The following is a 2,500-nucleotide window of genomic DNA, read 5'->3' as shown; positions in this document are numbered from 1 at the left end:
GTTGAAAAACGTTGAAATACTCCATCTTTGAACAAAACAAGTGTCGAATGGAGATGGTGAATGTCAATGTTGAATTGCAATGTGCAATGTAAATGGCCATGTTGCCATGTCATGTCGCCATGTCGCCCATGAGGTCCCAAACAGAACCAAATTGACCTCAAATGTTGTATTGTGCACTATTTAATCACTCTAGTTACTTGGAAAACGTCCCCAGTGCTAATTTATCATGTTGCTATACCATGCTGACTTGCCAGCCTATTGACATATTTCCTTTTTTGGGTACCTTTTTTGCATGAATGGCTTTTTCTCAAACTATTTGAACGATCCAGACATGGGAATAACGGGACCATGTTGACCTTTACACAAGAAATCATCTGTCAAAAAATGAAAAGTTTGTGTGGAGTCCAAATATTTTGTTGCTATGGTACACAACCAATTATTATACTCGATCATTTTGTTGCTATGGTACACAGCATGACACTATACCTTACACATACCCAATTTTTTTAAAAAAGTTGGAGTGGTACTTGGGCCACCTGTCATCCATAGCAACAAAATGAAGCCAGTATAACTTTGCATAACAACCAATTAAGCCTCACGTGCATTTAGAATAATAGTTAAGCCACCTATATGATAGCAAGTCAACTCAAGTCACTTATAATTCATGACAAGTCAAAAGTAAAGTCACCAACAGTCCATAGCAACAAAGTAAAGCAAGCATAAACTTGCATAGCAACCAACTATCCCTCACGTGCATTTCAGTTTTGGAGAAGGTTAGAGTAATATAGTTAAGCCACCTATATGATAGCAAGTCAACTCAAGTCACTTATAATCCATGACGAGTCAAGTTATAAGTCACTTATCATTCATGACAAGCCAAAAGTAAAGTCACCAACAGTCCATAGCAACAAAGTAAAGTCACCAACAGTCCATAGCAACAAAGTAAAGTCACCAACAGTCCATAGCAACAAAGTAAAGCAAGCGTAAACTTGCATAACAACTAATTATGCCTTATATGTACACCCAAAATCTTGGTAAGCCACTTATGATAGCAAGTCCATAGCAACAAAATATAACAAGTATAAAGTGCATGGCAACAAATTATAAAGGTGTAATTTATTTAAAAAAATGTTCATTTTGTTCAATAATACTACTTGTTTATAATTCCAAGTGTTCATACAATGCAAGTTACGCATAAAATATTACATGTAATTGTAAAAAAGTTATATAAAAGTGTGTAGATGATTAATATGAATTCATTGGAAATTTTGGCAAAAAAAATTGCAAAAACTACAGCAACCAGTATTCCCATGTGGTCCCCCACCATAGTACTGACTGGTCCAGATGTTGCTTAACTGCGGAGATCGGACGGGATCCGGTGCTTTCAACATTGTATGGCCGTAGCTTATAGTTAAAGTAATTAAAGCAAACACAAAGGTATCAAACATAAACTAAAATGTGAATTTTTCTAGGATTTTATATTTTTTTCAAGATTGAAAAAGTGAATTCATGTAATGTAGAAGGATAAGAACCATGTGAACCTTTGTCGAACCTTTGTCGAATACTATTTGGATACTTGGAAACATGTTTTCATTCATGTGGAGTATGGTATAGTTGATTATTATTATGACATCATTCCTAACTTATCACGAAACTCCGCGCTTAAGCAGGGAAATTTTCGAACTTATCACGAAACTCTAAGCTTGAGCTCCCAACTTATCACGANACTCTATGCTTGAACAAAAGTCATTCCTAACTTATCACGAAACTCCAGGCTTATAAAAAACTATTCTTAACTTATCACGAAACCCCTAGGCTTGAGTAGAAACGGTTTATAACATATCACGAAACTCTGGGCTTAATAAAATTTTCAACTTATCACGAAACTTCAAGCTTGTAAAAATCATTCCTAACTTATCACGAAACTCTAAGCTGGAAGAAAATCACTCCCAACTTATCACGAAACTCTTGTGCTTGTGTAGGAATTCTTTCTAACTTATCACAAAACTCTACACCTATATAAAATTCATTTCAAACTTATCACGAAACCCTGGGCTTAATAAATTTTCTAAGTTATCACGAAACTCTCAGGCTGTGAAAAAGTCATTCCTAACTTATCACGAAACTCTCAAGCTTGACAAGAAGTCATTTCTAACTTATCACGAAAGTCCCAACTTATCACGAAAGTCTCAAGCACTATAGAAATCATTCCTAACTTATCACGAAACTCTTAAGCTTACTCAAAAATCATTTCTAACTTATCACGAAAGTTCAAAGCTTGACAAGAAATCATTTTCAACTTATCACGAAAGTACACATACGGACCGTACCGTAGACGGGCACCGTATTCACCGTAACTTGAACCGTACCATGACCGTAACCCTCCCATACCCTATCATAAATCCGGGCACGGGCGTACACTCAAGTACTCTCAAAAAAATTTTCACCATCGCCAGCCAACAATGTGTATTTCAAACACTTTTTTCCATTCCCTCAAGAG

General features: G+C 35.9%; 1 rRNA gene. It reads right to left on the bottom strand.

Annotation, left to right across the window (positions count from 1 at the left end):
• Positions 1–1,287: 1,287 nt before the first annotated feature.
• Positions 1,288–1,406, bottom strand: a 5S ribosomal RNA gene (gene rrf, locus ACYVKA_RS09625).
• Positions 1,407–2,500: the final 1,094 nt, after the last annotated feature.

This window comes from Luteococcus sediminum, assembly GCF_054783495.1.
Note: the sequence above shows the minus strand (reverse complement) of the source record. Positions and strands in the feature narration are given on the sequence as shown.